The 16,703-nt window shown below is 67.8% G+C and carries 10 protein-coding genes and 3 pseudogenes; 5 read left to right on the top strand and 8 right to left on the bottom strand.

The window, feature by feature from the left end; all coding sequences use genetic code 11:
* The 5 genes and pseudogenes from ACIRQP_RS40840 to ACIRQP_RS40860 all read right to left on the bottom strand — a co-directional run.
* Window positions 1–355: pseudogene (locus ACIRQP_RS40840) on the bottom strand (group II intron reverse transcriptase/maturase); the annotation flags it as partial.
* Between the two features lie 130 nt (window positions 356–485).
* Window positions 486–2,273, bottom strand: coding sequence for a group II intron reverse transcriptase/maturase (gene ltrA / locus ACIRQP_RS40845; RefSeq protein WP_403900329.1), 1,788 nt, complete (start codon window positions 2,271–2,273; stop codon window positions 486–488).
* A 965-nt stretch (window positions 2,274–3,238) separates the two neighbouring features.
* Window positions 3,239–4,039, bottom strand: coding sequence for an alpha/beta fold hydrolase (locus ACIRQP_RS40850; RefSeq protein ID WP_403900331.1), 801 nt, complete (start codon window positions 4,037–4,039; stop codon window positions 3,239–3,241).
* Window positions 4,040–4,070: 31 nt separating this feature from the next.
* A pseudogene (locus ACIRQP_RS40855) lies at window positions 4,071–5,327 on the bottom strand (IS256 family transposase).
* A gap of 589 nt (window positions 5,328–5,916) precedes the next feature.
* Window positions 5,917–6,231 carry a winged helix-turn-helix transcriptional regulator gene (locus ACIRQP_RS40860; protein WP_403900333.1) on the bottom strand — a complete coding sequence of 105 codons (315 nt, stop codon included), beginning with the start codon at window positions 6,229–6,231 and terminating at the stop codon, window positions 5,917–5,919.
* 160 nt (window positions 6,232–6,391) lie between these two features.
* Here ACIRQP_RS40860 and ACIRQP_RS40865 point away from each other — a divergent pair, with 160 nt between their 5' ends.
* Window positions 6,392–7,054 (top strand): hydrolase, encoded by a 663-nt coding sequence (locus ACIRQP_RS40865; protein ID WP_403900335.1) that lies wholly within the window; start codon window positions 6,392–6,394, stop codon window positions 7,052–7,054.
* 1,260 nt (window positions 7,055–8,314) lie between these two features.
* Window positions 8,315–9,160, top strand: a pseudogene (locus ACIRQP_RS40870) (transposase family protein); the annotation flags it as partial.
* 292 nt (window positions 9,161–9,452) lie between these two features.
* Here ACIRQP_RS40870 and ACIRQP_RS40875 read toward each other — a convergent pair.
* Complete coding sequence (locus ACIRQP_RS40875; protein ID WP_403900337.1) at window positions 9,453–10,145, bottom strand: metal-dependent transcriptional regulator; 693 nt, start codon at window positions 10,143–10,145, stop codon at window positions 9,453–9,455.
* An 8-nt stretch (window positions 10,146–10,153) separates the two neighbouring features.
* On the bottom strand, window positions 10,154–10,693 hold the full coding sequence (locus ACIRQP_RS40880) for a YbhB/YbcL family Raf kinase inhibitor-like protein (protein ID WP_403900339.1): 540 nt from the start codon (window positions 10,691–10,693) through the stop codon (window positions 10,154–10,156).
* A gap of 160 nt (window positions 10,694–10,853) precedes the next feature.
* On the opposite strand from ACIRQP_RS40880, the gene ACIRQP_RS40885 reads away from it, so the two are divergent.
* Window positions 10,854–11,534: a GntR family transcriptional regulator gene (locus ACIRQP_RS40885; protein ID WP_403900341.1), complete on the top strand. Its 681-nt coding sequence runs from the start codon at window positions 10,854–10,856 to the stop codon at window positions 11,532–11,534.
* Between the two features lie 159 nt (window positions 11,535–11,693).
* Here the strand turns inward: ACIRQP_RS40885 and ACIRQP_RS40890 are convergent, their stop codons facing one another.
* Entirely contained in the window at window positions 11,694–15,083 is a 3,390-nt protein-coding gene (locus ACIRQP_RS40890) for a tetratricopeptide repeat protein (protein WP_403900343.1), read from the bottom strand.
* Between the two features lie 140 nt (window positions 15,084–15,223).
* On the opposite strand from ACIRQP_RS40890, the gene ACIRQP_RS40895 reads away from it, so the two are divergent.
* On the top strand, window positions 15,224–16,129 hold the full coding sequence (locus ACIRQP_RS40895; protein ID WP_403900345.1) for a hypothetical protein: 906 nt from the start codon (window positions 15,224–15,226) through the stop codon (window positions 16,127–16,129).
* Window positions 16,130–16,345: 216 nt separating this feature from the next.
* A partial coding sequence (locus ACIRQP_RS40900; protein WP_403900347.1) for a hypothetical protein occupies window positions 16,346–16,703 on the top strand: 358 nt, incomplete at its 3' end.

Genomic DNA, 16,703 nt, shown 5'->3' on the forward strand with positions numbered 1-16,703 from the left:
AGACCGGCTTGAAGTCGGCCTCGAAGATCGGTTCCAGCACCAGTTTCAGCGCCGCCTGAACGACACGGTCCGCGATCGTCGGAATCCCGAGCTTGCGAACCTTCCCAGAGCCTCCGATGGACTCTTCGACGTCGGTGGCGGTCATGCCGTCGACGCCAGGAGTCCGGGCTCCCCGGTTGCCCGCGACCCGGTCGAACGCCACCAACAGCGTCGCCGGATCGTGCACGAAGTTGAACAGGTCAACGAACCGGCGGCCGGGACCGGCCACCGCCCAACGGTGAAGCTTGGCCTGCATCTCCAGTACCCGGGCCCGAGGGCCGAGGGCTCCGCCATTCGACAGGGCGTCTTCCGGCATTGCAGCGTCCTTCCCTTCTCGATACCGCTGCCGCCCTTCCCCATGTAACCGGCTCTGTCGGGTAGCTCCGGCGCGTTGCCGCGCCGGAGCCCCCTAAGAACCGGACGTGCCAGTCATCCCGGCATCCGGCTCAAGCAAGCCCTGAAGGCTCGCGGGTTTGCAGGGTTGCTGGACCTGGCGCGATATCAGCAGAACGCCGACGTCGGCAGGTCGTGTGCACGAAACGAAGGACCACGTTCGACGTGCCCTGGTCCGGAGAGAGGATGACGTATTGCTTCGTCATTGCCCTTCGGACCACCGCCATCCACTGTTCCCATTCAGCCGGGCTCTGCGGTTGGTGGTCGGCGTGCAGGAGAAAGCCCCGACACAGCGGGCAGCGGCCGTCTTGCGACGTCAGCAGCCGCAGTCCGAACGCGTCCAGTGGCAGGGGTTTCTCTTTGCGTCGCCGTTTGGCCCAGTATTCGGCCAGGGCCGGATCGTCCGGAGACGAGGTGCCCGGGACCATCTGGTGTCGAACAATCTTTGTCCAGGAGAACTTCCGCAGGTGGGCACCGGTCTCCCGGTTGCCGAATACCCAGCGGTTCTTACTGGATTTGTTGAACTGACCGAAGTACCGGTTGACGATCCAGTGCCTCGATTTGTTCTGGTGGCCATGCTTGGCCCACTTATAAGTGAGCTTCCACATATAGTCATCCAGCGCCGTGAAAGCTGCGCTAGAGACCACCGTCCGGTAGTAGGCTGACCAGCCGCGCACGATCGGATCGATCTTGTGCAGCACCGCACTGGCATTGGAGCCTCGCAAGGCCCGCATCTCGGTGCGTAGCCGTTTCCGGATTCGTCTCAGAGCCGCCGGGCTCGGTTTGATCAGCAACTTGCCGTCATAGCGACGGACGTTAAATTCCAGAAAGTCGAAACCGGAATCAGCGTGGACGATTCGTGTCTTGTCCTCGTTGAACGCCAGTCCTCTGGGTGCCAGCCACTCGGCGAGCTTAGCTTTGACCTGTTGGGCTTCGCCATGGCTGTGACATAGCGCGACAAGATCGTCCGCGTATCTGATCAATGCCGGGGAACCCTCAACCGACTCGGCGGCGTTCGTGCCGAGCTTGCGGTATCGGACTCCGGCGGCTTGTTCCATTCCGTGTAGAGCGACGTTCAGCAGCAGAGGGCTGACGACACCCCCTTGCGGGGTGCCTTCCTCTGTCGGGGCGAATCGGCCGCCGTCGACCACTCCGGCCTTCAACCAGTGCCTGACCAGTTCCCTGGCGGGGAACGTGCCGAGCTGGGCGAGAAGATGCTCGTGGTCGATACGGTCGAACGCCGCCTTCAGATCCGCGTCCAGTACCCACATCCGCTGGGGGTTCTTGCCCTTCAGCGTCAGGTAGATGGCGGAGATCGCGTCATGACAGCCGCAGCCGGGCCGGAAGCCGTACGACTTCGGCTCGAACCGCGCCTCCCACTCGGGTTCCAGCGCGTTGACCACCCGCGCTTGCAGTGCCCGGTCAGCGATGACCGGGATACCGAGTGGGCGCTTCTTTCCGCCTGCTTTTGGAATATGCACGCGCTTGACCGGCAAGGGCGTCCAGGTTTTCGAGCGGTATTGCGCCCAGTCGACCAGTCTGGTCTTCGACTGGGGCAGCAGCGCCGTTCGCCCGTCCACTCCGGCGGTCTTGCGCCCAGCGTTGATCTCCGTCACGCGCCGCACGCTCAGGAGCGTGTTAGCGCGGGAACGGAGCATCAGTTTCTGCAAGTTGCGAACTCGTTTGAGGTCGCCTTCCTGCGATGCCGTGAAGATTCTCTGTCGCAGACGCCGTACTTCGTCCTCGACGGCACGCCAGTCAATATCGTGCCAGCCGGGGATGTTGCCCTCCGGTCCGTTCGCTATCACGTCCGCGTCGGCTTTCACCTGCGTGTTCGTCATGGCGTCCAACTTGTCCTTCGGTTCTGGTGTCATTCTCTTCGTCTCTTCACAGGCTCACCTGGCCTCCGTCAGCACCCTTTCGGGTCCGAGCATCAGCCCGTATCCGGCCGGTTATGCGAGACGACCAGCGGAGAGCCGGTCATGGTGTCTCGTTTTCCCGCTTCCTTTCGGCCGCCGGCATTGGCTTCTGAGGCCATCCTGCGCCCGCTGGAGAATCGGGCCTTCCTTGCGGTCGGCTTGCCGAAGACGCCATGCGTCTTCGGACTCCAACGGGGTTGTCACGTTCCGCACGAGTGAGGTGCGGCCGGGTCGGGTGCCCCCTATACCCCGAGGACGGCGGTGTTCTCCCGACCGGTTTAGAGTCTTCCGGTCGGCGCCTGCCGTTTCTCAACGGCCAGTCCTTGACCCCGCTGCCACGACCCATCTGCGGGGCTTCCGATCACGAGGCATCACCAGGGGTTCACGTTGTTCACCCTGTCGGCCTTCCCCGTGGCCTGTAACTCCCGGATGGAACGGGAGCCCTTGGGCCTGGAACCTGAGCTTCGCACCCTGCCGTTACCAGCAACGCACGTCAGGCCGGGGACAGATCCTCGAACACTGATCCGTAACTACACCTTCGGCATCAGCCGAACCTCCTTCGATGAAGCTCACTCAACTCGTGCGACTTTCGTGTCGCACCCCGACCTCGGAGTACTACGGCGGCTCCGCCCCGCCCCGGACCGATCGGCGGTCGATGCGCCCAGCCCCGGCAACTGTTGGAGACAGACGGCGAGGCAAGGTTCGGGACGGTTCCCGTGTTCACTGTGGTTCGTTCGACGGAGTAGGAGCCCGACTGAGTCCCTGCAGCATCGCCACGAGTACGCCGCAGGCTTTCCTCGTGGCCCTCCCGGAGCAATTGTCAAGACCTGTGGATCGATGGCGGTCTGCGGTATCTGACTTCCCCGTCGTTGTGGCCGACGGGGTTGTCAGGCGATTTCGTTGAGGAAGTCCGAGAGCAGGGTGCGCAGAGTCCCGGGCTGTTCCAGGTGCAGGTCGTGGCCGGTTCGGGGGAGGCTGACGGCCACGGTGGCGGGGCGTCGGCGGAGCATGTCGTCGGCTTCTTGCGGAGGGATGATGCTGGACTGGGCCAGGGTGAGCAGGGTCGGGCACGTGACCTGCTCCCACTCGTCCCAGAAGGAACGCCGGGCGTTTTCCGCCAGTGAACGGACCATCACGTCCCGGTCGAAGCGCGGCCACCAGCCGCCGTCGCGTTCTTCCAGGCCGGCTGCCCAGCCTTCGCCGACCGGTCCGCCGCCCAGGAACTGGGCAGCAACATCGAGAGAGGCGAACGGTGTCGGCCACGAGTCGAGCCATCCGCCGATCTTGGCGGGACTGTTGGGGTTCGCACCGCCTGGGCCGGCCTCGATGAGCACGAGCGCGTGGATTCGCTCGGGGTGTGCGGCGGCGGTCAGCATGGCGGTGTGTCCGCCCAGCGACTGACCGAGCAGGACCGGCCGTCGCAACTCCAGCTGATCGACCACGGTGATGACGTCGGCGACGTAGGCAGCGCGGGAGACATCCCGCGGGCGGCGTTCGCTGCCGCCGTGCCCGCGTTGGTCGACCGCGACGACCCGATACCCCGGGCTTAAGCGCCGGGCTGTCGCATCCCATTCACCCGCGTGGCCGGCCAGACCGTGCAGCAGCACGACTGGCTGCCCCGTCCCGCCCCAGTCCCGGCAGACAAGTCGGACACCGTCTCGCACCACGATGCGCTCGGACCAGGTCACGCGGGGTCTCCAGAGGATCGGCTGACCTTGATCATGCCGCAAGAGCCTCCGGGCGTTCGACGAGGTGGCCTCGTTCGAAGTGGGCTCCGGCGCGGACGAGGGCGACGAGTTGGGGTGCGTTCACGGCTCGCCAGCGGGCCTGGGCGGACTCGATCAGCTTGAAGACCATGGCCAGTGCGGCGGCGCGGCTGCCCGCGCCCTTGGTGACCTTGGTCCGCAATCGCACGGTGGCGAAGGCCGACTCGATCGGGTTCGTGGTCCGCAGATGGATCCAGTGCTCGGCGGGGAAGTCGAAGAACGCCAGCAGCTCGTCCTCGTCGTCCGTGATCCGCTTGACGACCTTGGGGTACTTCGCCCCGTAGGCCCGCTCGAAGTCGCGGACGGCCCTGGCCGCGTGCTCCTTGTCCTCGGCGTTGTAGATCTCCTGGACCGCGCGCTTGGCCGCGGGCTGGGCCGATTTCGGAAGCGCGTCGAGTACATTGACCGTTTTGTGAACCCAGCACCTCTGATGACGGGTGTCGGGAAACACTTCGCTCACGGCGTTCCAGAAACCGAGCGCGCCGTCGCCGACGGCCAGGACCGGAGCGCGCATGCCGCGGCGGGCGCAGTCCCGCAACAGGCCCGCCCACGCCTCGGACGATTCGCGGTAGCCGCCGGTCATCGCGATCAGTTCCTTCGTGCCGTCCGCGCGCACGCCCATCAGTACCAGGACCGCGGCTTTCGCTTCCTCCAGGCGTATCCGCAGGTGGACGCCGTCCGCCCAGACATACACATAGTCCGTGGCGGACAGGTCACGGTCCTGGAAGGCGGTGTGGTCGGCCTGCCACTGCGTGGTCAGCCGGGTCACCGTCGCGGGCGAGAGGCCGGCCGAGGAGCCGAGGAACTGTTACAGCGCGGGCACGAAGTCGCCCGAGGACAGGCCGTGCAGGTAGAGCAGCGGCAGCACCTCACTGATCTTCGGGGACTTCCGGCACCACGGCGGCAGGATCGCCGAGGAGAACCGCTTGCACTCCCCGGTGACTTCGTCGGTGCGCTTGTCGTTGACCCGCGGCGCCTTGACCTGGACGGCTCCGGCCGAGGTGGTGACCTTTCTGGGCTGGTGGTAGCCGTTACGAACCACCAGCCGACGCCCGTCACCGTCCCGTTCGTGGGACAACTCGGCTATGTAGGCGTTGACTTCGGCTTCCAGTGCGGCGGCCAGCATCCGCCTGGCGCCTTCCCGGACGATCTCGTCCAGCAGCGAGCTGCCGCTTAACGTGGTGCCGTCCTCGTTGACTACCGTAAGCACGGGCGTGCCTTCCCGACCGACGCGCCAACGTCGGCCTTGCTCGATGACCTATCGATCGATCCACCGGGAAGGTACGCCTCCTCCCACCAGGCCGATCCACAGGTATTGAGCATTGCTCTGTTCGGCCCAGGTCACGAGCGTGCCCGCGTAGGCGCGGCCGGTCCGGACGATGGTGGTCTCGGGACAGCCCTGCGGGTCTGGCTTCGAACGGCACGAACCGGATGGTGTCGGTGCCGTGAGCGGTCTGCGCAGGCACGACCTCACCCTGGACGGCTGCGGTACCCGGGGCGCGGAAGAGGTCCGGCTCCCCACCCCGGCCGGGCTGGACGTCACCGCGATCGAGCTGGGCACTGCCGGAAGAGATGGGCGGCCGTCCCCGAGGGCGCCGGCCTCTGGAGCGCCTCGCGTGCGATGACTGTCAACGCGACCATGATCGCGATGAACCGCCCGAAGTCTGACCTCGCGCCGATGCCTGACCTCGCGCTGTTCGTCGGGGAACCGGCCGACACGCGGGGCGCCACCCCCGTCTGATCATCAAGGAGAAGTGGCTTTCCGGCGGGGGTCGGCACGTTGTGTCAGTCGGAGGATGTCAGTCGGAGGACCCGCCGGCGGTTTGTGCTGTGTCCGGTTCGCCCTCGGCGGGCAGCCATGCCTCAGCCCACGCGGAGATCTCCCGAACAGCTGCCTCCAGGGCACGGCCCTTGTCCGTGAGTCGGTACTCGATGGTCACGGGAGTGGTCGGAAGGACGGAGCGTTGGACGACGCCCTCGCTCTCGAAGCGTTTGAGTCGGTCCGAGAGCTGCTTGTCGTTCATGTCGGGGATGGCATCGGCGATCTGGCGGAAGCGCGTCGCTCCCTGGAGCAGCTCGCGCAAGATCACCCCGGACCAACGGCGGCCGATCATCTCAACAGCATGGTGGTAGCGGGGGCAGAAATCACGCTCGTAGGTGGCCACGCTTCAGCTTACCAATGGATAGCGGCTTGCATGCAGGGAGAGGGGAGGCTAGCTTGCATACAGGGCGACTTTCTAAAGGAAAGTGACTATCTCGAAGGAGGGCTACCTCATGGCCATCAGCAGCACCCCGCAGGACCTGCCCGACAGCGCCATCAACAGCCTGTTCAACGCGGAGGACGTCGCTCTCGTCCTCATCGACCACCAGCCCCAGATGATCTTCGGGGCCCGCAGCGCGGACCCGCAGTCCCTGGTCAACAACGTGACCGCCCTCGCCAAAATGGCCAAGGTGTTCAACCTCCCCACCGTGCTGACCTCCATAGCCGCCGACACTTTCGCCGGCCCTCTGATCCCCGAGATCACCCGCGCCCTGCCGGACATCAAGGTCATCGACCGCTCCCACATCAACGCATGGCAGGACGGAGCCCTGCGCTCCGCGGTCGAGGCCACCGGCCGACGCCGCCTGCTCATCGCCGGTCTGTGGACGGAGGTCTGCCTGACCTTCCCGGCACTGTCGGCGACCGAGGCGGGATATGAGGTCTTCGCCGTCATCGACGCCTCCGCAGGGTCCAGCACAGCGGCTCACGACGCGGCGATCATACGGATGACCCAGAAGGGCGTCATTCCCGTCAGCACCGCGAGCGTGCTCTCCGAACTGCAGCGTGACTGGGCGCGCGCGGACACCTACGACGCCGTCAACGACATCGTCGCCGACCACATGGGCGCCTGGGGGCAGGGCGTCAACTACGTCCGTGCGGGATTCGCCAAGAAGTAACGCCACCCGTCCCGGGTTCCGGTCGGCGGAGCGGCGCAAGCGGAGCGGTCAGCCTCCGCGGTCCGGGGCCAATCGCAGGGTCGGTAAGAAGCCGTTGCGTTATCGATCTTGATGTTCGCCAATCGAACGGCAGTCCCGGCTCGGAGTCCCGGTCGGGTGATCTTCGAGGAGGCGGGGCGCAGAGGCAGGGTCTCTCGGCAGCTCGGGGGGGTGTTGGGTTCCGTCCGTGCACCGGGAGGCCCTGCTGTCGCAGTTGCACGCGCTTGTGTCCGCGCAGTCCAACTCGCCTGCCCCGTCGTGTGATTGCCTCGCCCCCGTGCACCACAACGCCGCGGGCCGACCGGATCGGGAGCCGCGCTGCCCGTCGGACATGACGGATGCCGAGCGGACCCGGGTGCGCGAGCCGGTGCCGGTGCCGGCATGGCCGGAGGGCCGGGGCGGGCAGCCTGAGGGGTACCGCCACCGCCAGATGCCTGACGCGGTCCGCTACCCGGTCGCGGGCGGCATCACGTGGGCGGGCGATGCCCGCCGACTATCCCGCGCGGGACCGCGTCTACGCCTGCCGCCATTGAAGCCAAAGAGCGCTCCCGCCCCCGTCCGGCCGAAGACCAGAGCTGATCGCCGACTCCATCCCTTGGCACGGGTGCGGCGGCGTCTGCTGTCCTGGCCCGGCTGCGTGCGGAGGGTGCCCAAAGCGCCCACCAGACTCGGGCCCACTGGCTCTACTTCACCCGGTTGAAAACTTTCGCTCCCGGGCCGCCCACCGGACCAGCGGGTCCTCCACGAGTTCGTACACCACGCTGATCCAGTCCGTCGCCATCTCCTGTCGACTCGGCGCGTGGGACCCGGCGCCGGGCGCTCTGCCCTCCGCCCTTTAGGGGCGGCAGAAGACTCTGGACAGGACCGAGTTGCGGAAGATTCCTGCCGACCGCGCTGGGGGCGCCCGTAGACTCGTCATCGCGACTGAGCGATCAGCGAGGGGGCTCGTGAATACTGGCCGGAACACGCCGTGGTGGTACCGCATCCCGCTCATCCCGCTCTACCTCATCACCATGATCTGCGTCGCCATCGTCATCTACACGACGTCATCCCAGCCGAATGACACACGAGGGTTCACTGCCCTCGGCATTGGCGTGGCCGCCGGGTTCGCGGCCACGTTTGTCCGGAGCATGGCCCAGCAACGCCACGACAACAGGAACCGGAACAGGTAAGGCCCCGCCAGTCGATGGCCAACATCTCCCCCAGGCGCCGCAGCCGACGGGCCGCCGCCATGCTGCGCGAGGCGGGTCAGGAAGCGGGCCGAGCGAGCCGGCGCCCGCCACCAACTGGTCTTTGTCGACCGGCTGGTGGCCACACTGATCCATCTGCGGCACGGCCTGCCGCACACTCGGTGCTGGGGCTGCTGTTCGGCGTCGACCGCTCCACTGCCACTCGGGCCGTCGGAGAGATACGCACCCTGCCGGCCGAGCGGGGGTGCGTGCTCCCCGAACGCCCGGACGTGCGTCTTCGGACCCTGGCTGATGTGTTCGCCTATGCCCAGGCAGAGGGCATCGAGCTGCGTCTGGACGCCACCGAGATCCGGGTCCGCAGACCACCAGCCAGCCGCGGTGGACGGCGGGCGTTCGTTTCCGGGAAAAAAGAACGTTCGTTTCCGGCAAGAAGAAACAGAACACCATGAAGGCCACCGTCATCGCCGACTGGCGTGGCCGCACGTTATGGACCGATGCCCCGCGGCCCGGACGCATGCATGACGCGACCGCCGCCCGCAACGAAGGCATCACCATCTGCTTCCAGCACTTCCCCGAAGTGGAAGTCCTCCCGGACGACGGTTACCCCGGCCTCCGCCGTGACCACCCCGGCCAGGCCATCACCCCGCCAGGAAAGCCGCGGCCCGGAGCACTGCCCGGGAGAACCGAACAGTGGGAACGTGACCGTCACGGGCACTCGTCCGACCGCATCACCGTCGAACACGCCCTGGCAGATCACAAACGCTGGAAGCAACTGACCCGCTGGACCCATCACCGCGACCGCCTGCCCGACACCTACCGGGCCATCGCCGGCCTCGTCTCCGACCACACCACCAACACTGCCAGTCGCCGCCGGTGATCGTGCCCCGGCAGTGGGGCACCGCGGCACGATCACACCATCGGCCAGGACTCGACGCCGGTGCGCATGGCGTAGTCGCAGGTCAGCTCCTCGCGTGTGGCGCAGTACGGCCGGGATGAGCAGGGGCGGCATCTACCGACCCTCACGGGAGGAGATCGGCACAGCCATGACGGAGCCCACAGTTCCGGCAACGGGACGTCACGAACAGCGTAGTGCGTTCCGGCGATGTGCCCTTGCCGCCGCGCGAAGTCGCGCGCCGGAACCACGGCGACGGGCCGGCGCCCGGCTGGGCTCAGCGCCTGGCCACGAAGACGTGCGCGGCGGTCCGCGTGGGAAGTTTGGCAGCCTCCCCGCCGCTGCCGACCATCACGCCGCCGGGCGACGACGTCGCGCTCACGACCGCGCCGGGCTGCACCCCGGCGTGCCGCAGGATGTACATCAGCTGGGGGTCGGTCTGGATCGACTCCCCGATGCGCCGTACGACCGCGCTCGCGCCGTTCGGCCCGGGGTCCAGGTCGCTGAGGCTGACCATGCCCTCGTCGAGGAACGGATCCACGGTGCTCCTCTCGCCGAGTTGCTCCAGGCCCGGGATCGGGTTGCCGTAGGGCGACTCCGTCGGGTGCCGCAGCAGCTCCAGGAGACGGCGTTCGACGGCCTCGCTCATCACGTGCTCCCAGCGGCAGGCTTCGGCGTGGGCCTGCTCCCACTCCAGCCCGATCACGTCGACGAGCAGACACTCCGCCAGCCGGTGCTTGCGCATCACGCTCGTGGCGGTCCGCCGGCCCTCCTCCGTCAGCTCCAAGTGCCTGTCACCGGCGACGTGCAGCAGACCGTCACGCTCCATGTGGGCGACAGTCTGACTGACAGTGGGACTGCTCTGGTTCAGGCGCTCGGCGATGCGGGCGTGCATGGGGACCACGCCTTCCTCCTCGAGCTCCAGGATGGTGCGGAGATACATCTCCGTGATGTCGATGAGTCGGGACATGCTGTACCTCAGGCGGGGGTTTCGGCCGTGGCGGTCAGGACCGCGCGGCCGAGGATGTGGCCGGCCATGGTGAAGCCGAGGACGGCCGGGGTGGCGTCGGCAGCAACGCCGATGGACTCGACGTCGAGGGCGTGCACCACGACGAAGTAGCGATGCGGGCCGTGCCCGGCCGGCGGGGCAGCGCCGATGAAGCGGGCGGCGCGGGCGTCGTTGGGCAGCTGGAAGGCGCCCTCGGGCAGGCCCGAGCCGGTGTCGTCACCGGCACCCTCGGACAGTTCGGTGACGGTGGCGGGGATGTCGGCGACCGCCCAGTGCCAGAACCCGGACCCGGTGGGGGCGTCGGGGTCGTAGACGGTGACGGCGTAGCTCTTGGTGCCTTCCGGGGCGCCGCTCCAGGACATCTGCGGGGAGATGTCCTTCCCGCCGGGGACGCCAAAGATGCCGGAGAACTGCTCGGGTGACCAGGCGGCACCGTCGGTGATGGTGGTGCTGGTAGCGGTGAAGGAGGCCACCTCGGGGAGGCGGGCGAAGGGGTCGTTGGCGCTCATCGCGTCGTTCCTTTTCAGAGCGTGCTGTTGGGATGGTGGTGATGCGGCCGACGGAGGGCCCGCAGCGTCGCGCAGAGGCACCGCCGTCGCCTATCGTCGACCGCAAGATCGACGATAACACGGAAAATCGATTATTTGCCAGATCGTCTATGCTGGGTGCGTGACTCAGACGACCCGCACCTCGACCTCGTCGGGGAAACAGATGCTCTCCGAGCAGGTCTACGCGTACCTGCGGGACGCGATCATGCGCGGCGACTACGCCCCCGGTGACGCCCTCAAACCGCATGACCTCGCCGGGGAACAGGGTGTGAGCCTGGCCGTCGTGCGCGAGGCGCTCGTGCGGGTGGTCGGCGAGGGCCTTGCCGACCGGCTGCCCAACCGCGGCTTCGCCGTCCCGGCCTTCTCCGACCGCCGCTGGCAGGAGATCGCGGAGGCCCGCCGGACCATCGAACCGGTCGTGCTGCGCATCTCCATCGAGCGCGGCGACGTCGACTGGGAGGCCCGCGTACGAGCCGCCCACCACCGTCTGACCCGCACCCCGGCGTACGTGCCGGAGGAAGGCGAGTACTACAGCAGCGCGTGGTCCGAAGCCCACCGGGTCTTCCACCGCACGCTGCTGGAAAGTTGTGGCAACCCCGTACTGCTGGAGACCTTCGACCGGATGTGGACCGCGAGCGAGCTGGCTCGCCGCTGGTCGGCGCACCGCCACCCCGACCGGGACGGCGTTGGCGAGCACCGCCGGCTGGAGGAAGCGGCGCTGGCCCGCGACGCCGACACCGCGGCCGAGGTACTGGCCCAGCACCTCACCCTGACCGCAGCCGCGCTGACAACAAAACGCTGACAGCGAAATGAGGAACGGGGCCGGATTGATGGGGGTCTCGTCGCGAGGCCGGCCAGCAGCTGGACCAGGGTGGGTGTCGCTCAACGAGCCGAATCCGGCGCTGGCACCCGGCCATCCAACCGCCCCAACACCGCCTGGCCCACGTCCCGGCCTGCGGGATCATCCCCTCTTGGCTGTCAGCATGCTCAGGGTCTCCCGTGTGCTGACTGTGTCCGGATGCTTGTCCCCCAGCACGTCCACCCGCAGCGGCAGCAGTGCCCTCAGATCTTCTGCGGCTTCCTCCTCTCTGCCCGCACGGATCAGCAGACTCGCCAGCCGGGCCCGGGTGGTCATCGTCTGAGGGTGGCGGTCGCCCAGCGCCGCGCGCTGCAGACGCAGTGTGTCGCGCAGCATGTCCTCGGCTCGGCCGGCCGACGCCCCGGGAGCCTGTCCGCGGCCCCACAGATCACCGAGGGCGGAACGGGTGAGCAGCACTTCAGGGTGCCCGCCGCCCAGTACGCGCTCGCGGTCGGCGAGCACCGCCTGGAGCGAGTCGGTGGCCTCGTCGAGGTGCCCCGTCAACGCACGGAGCATCGCGATCCCGAATCGCGTGGTCAGCACCTCGGGATGGTCGTCGGCGGGATAGCGGGCGCGTCGACGCGCCAGGAGCTCACCGAGTTCTTCGAGTGCCTCCTCGGCGTCTCCCAGCTCTGCGTTCAGCATGGCGATGTTGAAGCGGGTGATCATGACGACGGGATGGTTGTGGTCGCCGAGTACGCGCCGCTGGTCGCTGACCAGTTTTCGGTGTAGTTCGAGCGACCGCGCCGCGTCACCGTACTCCCAGGTGAACCGGGCGGTGTAGAGGCGGACGAGCAGCGTGGTGGGGTGGTCCGGGCCCTTCTGCCTCTCCATTCTGGGCAGCAGGGCCCGAAGCTGGTCGAGCACCTCGCGGAGCCGCCCGGCCTCACCGGTGAACCGGGAGATGTTCATCAGGCTGTAGATGATCTGCTCGTGGTCCTCGCCGAACACCTCGATGCGATCGCGCAGCAGTCGGTGATGCATGGCGAGGGCGTCCTCGTACCGGCCGAGCCGCCCGTACCAGTAGGCGATGTAGTGTCGGCTTTCCAGGACGTCCCGGTCGGTCGGACCGAGGACGCGCGTCTGGTCGGGCAGCAACTCCTCATGTAGACGCAGGCTTTCCTCCATGCGGCCGCCCCTGCCCGTCCAGTAGGCGAGGTGGTGACGGGTGGCGAGGGTACGCCGGTCGTCCGCGCCGATGAGGCGGGTCTGGTCGGCGAGGAGCGTGGCGTGCAGGTCGACCGCCGTACCGAAATCGCCCATCTCACCGGTGGCGTAGGCGATGCGGTGCCTGCTCTCCAGAATGTCCGGGTCGTCGGCAGGAAGCGCGCGGAGCTGCCTCGCGAGTACCTTCTCGTACATCTCCCGGGACCGGAGGTAGGAGCCGGCCCGCCCCGCCCAGTAGGCGGCCTTCTGCCAGGCCCTGAGGGTGGGCCGCTCCTCCGGTCCCGGGCGTCGCGCCAGCCGGTCGCCCCAGGCAGCCCACCGGTCCCGGTTCGCCGCGGCATCCGTAGAGCCGCGGCTGTCCAGGCTTTCGAGGAGGCGCTCGTACGAGCCGATGTGCCAGAGGTGGACGGGTTCCGCGTCGGTGGCGTACGCGTGCAGCGGGTCGTCGGGATCGTGACGGTCCATGGGAGCCATGCTCTCAAGTGCCGTCATCAGCGCCTCGTGGCCGGTCCCCACCTCCAGGTGATACTCCGCCTCCTCGACATGCTCCACCAACGCCTGGTGGTGCGCTCCCAGGAGTTCCCCAGCGACCGGGTGCACCGCCCGTTCGACGAGCCCCGCGAGCAACTCCAGTATGTGGTCGACGTCTTCGGCGTCCGGCCCCTCGATGGCGGCGGACGCTGCAGCCAGCAGCGGCTTCGGCAGTACGGCCCCCTGGCCGGCCGCCGCGAGGACCGTGACAACGGCGTCGACCCAGGTCGACCGCCCGTCCGGCGCGCGTCGACGCGCCTGGTCCAGGACGTCCCGATAGAGCAGTTCGTAGGTCACCAGCCGGCCTGGCTCTCGTGGCCCGTAGTCGGCCAGCAGCGCTGCCATATACCAGTTCCCGGCTGCCTGGCTGACGATCGGCGTCCACTGCTCAGTACTGATGTGACGAGCGTTCAGGTAGCCACTGATCTGCTCTTCCCGCGCGGCCTGCACGGACTCCGGGTGCCACTCCGCTGGCAGCCGCACCCCGTCCCGCGAGGTGGCGACGATGCCGAACCAGTCGGGCGCGCTGTCGAGCAGCAGCGTCAACTGCTCGATCACCTTCAGCCGTGCGCTCCGATCCAGCTGGTCGATGGCATCGATGACGACGCGGACCGGCCGCCGGGTCGGCATGAGGCCGAGCGGTCCCCCGACATAGCGTCGCGCGGGCGGCAGTCCCTGACGTTCGGCAAGCGGTGTGATCCGCTCGAACTCGTCCCGCGCCTGCGCGAAGCCCGGCAGGAAGAAGACCAGTTGTCGGGCCATCGCCGCGAGTGTGCTCTCGTCGGTCCAGCTCTCCCGGAGTTGGACCAGAGCGCATACCGGTGACCCCTCGCTCGTGTCCTCACCCATCGGAACGAGTTCGGGACGGGAGAGCGCGGCGACGAGGGTAGTCTTCCCCGATCCCATCGGCCCTCGCAGGGCGACCGCCCGGTGGCCCAGGACGGACTTCGTGAGCGCGGGGAGTGTGGGAGGCGGCTGGAAATGCTTCAGCCTGGGCAGCAAACCGCCTCCAGGGGTGGCCGCGACGACGCTGAGACTGCCGTTGTGTGCCACATTCCGCGCAACCCAGTGCGGCACCCTGATGCCGGCCCCGCTCACGCCGTCGGTTCCGCCCTCAGCCGCGTGGCGGCTGCCGCTCCAGGTCACGGCCTGGGGCCGTTGATCCTCCAGGGTGTCTCCCAGCGTCAGCGCCAGCGGCCGACTGTGCATCAGCCCCTCCAGCCGGGCATGCCCGTGCCGGATTACGCAGTTCAGCGCCCGGGAGAATCTCAGCCCATAGGCGGGCCTGCCATCGGTGGAGGCGAGAACTTCGATCTCACGTCCGATGTGCATCGCGGACGGGAACCAGTCCTGTGCCGCGGCCAGCGCCGCCGCCCCGGCCGAGCAGGCGTCGATGACGACGGTCAGGCCGGAGACGGCGCCGTGGTCCGCCAGAAGGGTCCGCAGGCGGGCCGGAACGGCGAAGGCGGTCGTGGGGTCCGGCCGGACCGGGCTGGTTGTCACGGGGAAGACGAAGTCGCTCTGGGCCGAGACATGCCCATGTCCGAGGAAGGCCAGCACCATCGGCGAGCGGGCCGCATTGGCCCGCTCAAAGGCGGCCTTCACCGCCGCACGCACCTGCGTCACCGTGCCCGGATCGAACAACAGCCCGTCCCCGTAGGCCGACGCACAGTGGCCACGGTCCGGGTCCAGCAGCAGGTCTCTCAACTCTTCTGCCTCGGCCCGGAGCGTCTCCAGATTCGGATGAACACCCCACTGGGAGGCCACGACGAACGCGTAACGCTGCTTGTCCACCCGATCATTATGGGAAGAAACCGCTTCTGTGGAAGGCAGTTTGGAACCCCGGTGACGTCCTCACGCGTTCTTTCACGCACATTGGATGTGTCGCGCGGCGCCGAGGACGCGGCGCGCCGGCCGAGGAGTGAGGAGGGTCCGTGACGGACGTGGTGATGGTGCACGGCATCGGCCCGCTGGACGAGTCGCCCGACGAGATGCGGGCCGACTGGATCGGCGCGCTGAGCGGAACGCTGAGGAAAGCCGGTCGCACGGCACACGCCGAGGGGCTGGAGACGGGCCGTGCCTCGGTTTCGATGGCGTACTACCGCCACCTGTTCAAGCCGTTCGAGCCGAAGAATGAATGGGACTGTCCGCTGCCGGAGAAGCTGGCCCATATCGGTGGCGACGCCGCACAGGACATCCTTGGGAATGTCGCGCGGCATGCCACTGACCCGACCGACCGGGCGGACGCCGACCGGGAGTTGGCGGCGCTCGGCAAGGACGCCGGACCCGAGCAGGGAGTCATGGAGATCTTCCGGCTCGCCGTCGCAGGGCTGGCCCATGTGGGGCCGCTCGCGCAGTCGGGGTTCGCGACGCTGAGCAGCCGGGGTATGTTCCACCTCGGCCAGGTGGCCAGCTATCTGGGCGACGAGTCGGTACGCAAGCAGGCGGTGGAGTCGGTGCTGGCGTGTGTGACTCCGCGGACGAAAGTGGTGTTCGCCCACTCGCTGGGGACCGTCGTGGCATATGAGGCGCTGCACCGGGTCAGCCACCCGCTACCGCTGCTGGTCACCTTCGGATCACCGTTGGGCATGCGCACTATCGTGCGCGAGAAGCTGCGGCCGAGCCCGCTGCGGGTTCCGCCGTGTCTCGGACGATGGGTGAATGTCGTCGACCGTGACGACTTCATCGTCGCGAAGCTCCATCTGGAGCGGCTCTTCCCCTGCGATAGAGGGGTCTTCGAGATCAGTCGGAAGGTGAAGAACCCGAACCTGAACCCGCACGCGGCGGTCCACTACCTCGGGCACCCGGAGACAGCCCTGCCGCTCACCGAGGTGCTCTGAGCCGCCCGCCCACCGGCCGTGCAGGAGGTCAGGTGCTGAGCAACCTGCTCGGCCTGCTCGTTCCCCAGGTCTCTGTCATCAGACGCATCTCCTTGATCATCAGATCCGCCGTTGTTTTAGACACTCCCGTCAGGCAGGCAGCGGAAGTACAAAACCCCTTGCCACGTCGGCGACTGCGCGAGGTACGGGTCGATGCCTTACCTCACCGAGTCAGTCATGAAGCGTCAGCCGACACATCCCTTGGACGACTGCACCGCCGAGGCGATCACCGACTACCTCGCCTACCGTCACCGCAGCTGGCCGAGCAACACCAACCCGTACCCGCTGGTCAGCCGGAACACGGCCACCACCACGGCTGCGGTGGGCGCATTCTGGATGGACAGGCTGCTCAAGGAACTGCCCGTGGGCGTCGACCGGCTGCCGCAGGACCGCATTCTCGAAAAGCCCTGGCCGATGGTGCCGATCCACTGCACCTCGCGCCCCGACCCGGCACCGTGGCCCGGCGCCCCGATCCGGCACCGTGGCCTGGTGCGGCGAACGCGGGTACCGGCCGGGGTCGGGGCTCAGCGCACCG

The organism is Streptomyces sp. NPDC102274 (assembly GCF_044766385.1).
In the GTDB taxonomy this organism is placed as follows: domain Bacteria; phylum Actinomycetota; class Actinomycetes; order Streptomycetales; family Streptomycetaceae; genus Streptomyces.

Excerpts from the sequence above, each read along its gene's own strand:
- ltrA (WP_403900329.1), bottom strand. The coding sequence starts at position 2,273 with ATGACGAACACGCAGGTGAAAGCCGACGCGGACGTGATAGCGAACGGA.
- ACIRQP_RS40860 (WP_403900333.1), bottom strand. The coding sequence starts at position 6,231 with ATGATCGGCCGCCGTTGGTCCGGGGTGATCTTGCGCGAGCTGCTCCAG.
- ACIRQP_RS40865 (WP_403900335.1), top strand. The coding sequence starts at position 6,392 with ATGGCCATCAGCAGCACCCCGCAGGACCTGCCCGACAGCGCCATCAAC.
- ACIRQP_RS40875 (WP_403900337.1), bottom strand. The coding sequence starts at position 10,145 with ATGTCCCGACTCATCGACATCACGGAGATGTATCTCCGCACCATCCTG.
- ACIRQP_RS40880 (WP_403900339.1), bottom strand. The coding sequence starts at position 10,693 with ATGAGCGCCAACGACCCCTTCGCCCGCCTCCCCGAGGTGGCCTCCTTC.